The sequence below is a fragment of the Amycolatopsis sp. SID8362 genome, assembly GCF_010550475.1.
GTDB classification, from domain to species: Bacteria; Actinomycetota; Actinomycetes; order Mycobacteriales; family Pseudonocardiaceae; genus Amycolatopsis; species Amycolatopsis eburnea.
Genome location: NZ_JAAGNB010001357.1, coordinates 1 through 3,498, shown reverse-complemented (window position 1 = coordinate 3,498; position 3,498 = coordinate 1). Strand labels below are relative to the sequence as shown.

Annotated in this window: 1 protein-coding gene; it reads left to right on the top strand. The window is 72.2% G+C overall.

Features of this window, described 5'->3' with window-relative positions; genetic code table 11:
- Positions 1-3,498: type I polyketide synthase (locus G3I65_RS41310; RefSeq protein WP_160700899.1), on the top strand; the 3,498-nt coding region annotated here is incomplete at both ends.

Below are 3,498 nucleotides of genomic sequence, written 5' to 3'. Positions count from 1 at the left end.
GCGGTCGAACCGGCCCGCCCGTTCCAGTCGCTCGGGTTCGACTCGCTGACCGTGGTGGAGCTGCGCAACCGCCTCGCCGCCGCGACCGGGATGAGCCTGCCCGCCACCACCGCCTTCGACTACCCGACGCCGCTCGCGCTGGCCGAGCACCTGCGCGACGAGCTGCTCGGCGACGGCGGCGCGGTGGCCGTGCCCGCCCAGGCGCTCGGCGCCACGGCCGACGAACCGATCGTCATCGTCGGCATGAGCTGCCGCTTCCCCGGCGGCGTCGCCTCGCCCGACGACCTGTGGCAGCTGGTCGCCGACGGCGTCGACGCGGTCTCCGGCTTCCCCGCCAACCGCGGCTGGGACCTCGACGCCCTCTACCACCCGGATCCCGACCACAGCGGCACGTCGTACGCCCGCGAGGGCGGGTTCCTGCACGACGCCGGCGAGTTCGACCCGGCGTTCTTCGGGATGAGCCCGCGCGAGGCCGAGGCCACCGACCCGCAGCACCGGCTGTTGCTGGAGACCTCGTGGGAGGCCGTCGAGCAGGCGGGGATCGACCCGGCGTCGCTGCGCGGCACCCGGACCGGCGTGTTCGCCGGCGTGATGTACAACGACTACGGCCAGGTCATGGCGGGCGGCGACTTCGAAGGCTTCCAGGGCAACGGGAGCGCGCCGAGCATCGCGTCCGGCCGGGTCGCCTACACCCTCGGCCTGGAGGGCCCGGCCGTCACGATCGACACCGCGTGCTCCTCGTCGCTGGTGGCGATGCACTGGGCCATGCAGGCGCTGCGGGCGGGCGACTGCTCGCTGGCGCTGGCCGGCGGCGTCACCGTGATGGCCACCCCGAACTCGTTCGTCGAGTTCTCCCGGCAGCGCGGGCTGTCCCCGGACGGCCGCTGCAAGTCCTTTTCGGACTGTGCGGACGGCGTCGGCTGGGCCGAAGGCGCCGGCATGCTCGTGCTGGAGCGGCTTTCCGACGCGCGGCGCCACGGGCACCGGGTGCTCGCGGTCGTCCGCGGCTCCGCGGTCAACCAAGATGGCGCGTCCAACGGCCTCACCGCCCCGAACGGTCCGTCGCAGCAGCGCGTGATCCGCCGGGCACTGGCTTCGGCGGGACTCTCACCGTCCGATGTGGACGTCGTCGAGGCGCACGGCACGGGCACGACGCTGGGTGACCCGATCGAGGCGCAGGCGCTGCTGGCGACGTACGGTCAGGACCGAGACCGGCCGCTGCTGCTGGGTTCGGTGAAGTCGAACCTCGGGCACACGCAGGCCGCGGCGGGGGTCGCGGGTGTCATCAAGATGGTGCTGGCCATGCGCCACGGTGTGCTGCCCCGGACGCTGCACGCCGACGTGCCTTCGTCCCATGTGGACTGGTCGGCCGGGGCGGTGTCGCTGTTGACGGAGACCGTGCCGTGGCCGGAGACCGGCGGACCGCGCCGGGCTGGGGTGTCGTCGTTCGGGATCAGCGGGACCAACGCGCACACCATCATCGAGCAGCCCCCGGCCGCGGAGTTCCCGCCGGCCGCCGAGCTCGCCGTCGTGCCGTGGGTCCTTTCCGGCCGGACGCCCGAAGCCCTGCGGGAGCAGGCTTCCCGGCTCGGTGCTGTCGTGGCCGGTCAGGCCGCGGTGGACGTCGCGTTCTCGTTGGCGACCACCCGCACGGCTTTCCCGCATCGGGCGGTGCTCTTCGGCGCGCCCGCGGAGCTGCCGGGGGCGCTGGACGCGTTCGCTGCGGGCGACCCGGTTCCCGGCGTGGTCGAAGGCGTCGCGGTGGCGGGGAAACTCGCGTTTTTGTTCGCGGGTCAGGGTTCGCAGCGGCTCGGGATGGGCCGGGAGCTGTTTGAGCGGTATCCGGTGTTCGCTGATGCGCTTGATGCGGTGTTCGCGCGGCTTCCGGTGCGCGAGGACGCCGAGTTGCTCGACCGGACGGGGTGGGCGCAGCCTGCGTTGTTCGCGCTCGAGGTGGCGTTGTTCCGGTTGGTGGAGTCGTGGGGTATCCGGCCGGATCATGTTGCGGGGCATTCGATCGGTGAGATCGCGGCGGCGCACGTGGCCGGTGTTTTGTCGTTGGAGGATGCGTGCACGCTGGTGTCGGCGCGTGCTCGGTTGATGGAGGCGTTGCCCGCTGGTGGCGCGATGGTGTCGTTGGTCGCGTCCGAGGACGAAGTGTTGCCGTTGCTGGTCGAGGGTGTGTCGATCGCGGCGGTGAACGGTCCGCGTTCGGTGGTGATTTCCGGTGTGGAGGACCGTGTTCTGGAGATTGCCGCCGGGTTCGAGAAGTCCAAGCGGCTCAAGGTGTCGCATGCGTTCCATTCGTCGTTGATGGATCCGATGCTGGACGAGTTCCGTGCGGTCGTTGAGGGTCTGGAGTTCGCCGAGCCGGTGATTCCGATGGTTGCCGCCGGGGATGTGACGTCGCCGGAGTTTTGGGTGTCTCATGTGCGGGACACGGTTCGGTTCGCCGATCATGTGAGTGCTTTGGGCGAGGCTGGGGTTTCGGCGTTTGTGGAACTCGGACCGGATGGGACGTTGTCGGCGATGGTCGACGCGGATGTCGTGGTTCCGTTGCTGCGCAAGGATCGTGGTGAGGAACTGTCCTCGGTCGCCGCGCTCGCGCGGTTGCACGTGTCCGGTGTGGACGTTGACTGGGCCGCGTTCTTCGCCGGTGCCGGGGCTCGGCGCGTCGAGCTGCCCACGACCGCCTTCCAGCGCGAGTTCTACTGGGCGCGGCCGACGGCCCCGGCCGCCGCCAGCGGCGACGAACCGCTGTGGGACGCCCTCGGTCGTGGCGACCGTGGTGAGGTTGCCGCGCTGCTGGACCTTGATGGCGACCAGTCGTCCTCGCTTGACTCGTTGCTGCCCGCCTTGTCGGCTTACCGGCGCCGCCGCTCCGATGAGTCCGCCGCGGACGCCTGGCGTTACCGCGTCGAGTGGACGCCGGTTCGGACGCCGGGCACCCCGCGCCTGACGGGCACCTGGCTCCTGCTGACCGCAGGCAGCACCGGCACCGGCGACTCCGTTGCCGACGCACTGGCCGCGCACGGCGCCGACGTCCGCCGGCTCGACATCACCGGCACCGACCGCGCCGCGCTCGCGGCCCTGCTCGCGGACTCCGGACCAGTCGCCGGCGTCGTGGCCTCGACCGGCCTCGGCTTCGACCGCACCGTCACGCTCGTCCAAGCCCTCGGTGACGCCGGGATCGTCGCCCCGCTGTGGTGCCTCACCCAGGGCGCGGTATCCACCGGCCCCGGCGACGACGGCCCGGACCCGGTCCAGGCACAGCTCTGGGGCTTCGGCCGGACCGTCGCCCTCGAACACCCGGATCGCTGGGGCGGGCTGGTCGACCTGCCCGCGGGCTTCGACGGCCGTACCGGGCGGCGGCTCGCCGGTGTCCTCGCCGCCGCCGGTGGGGAGGACCAGGTCGCCCTGCGCGCCGCCGGTGCCTTCGGTCGCCGGCTCGCGCACCACGTTCCCGGGCGTGCGCCCGGGAACTTCACCCCGCCGGAG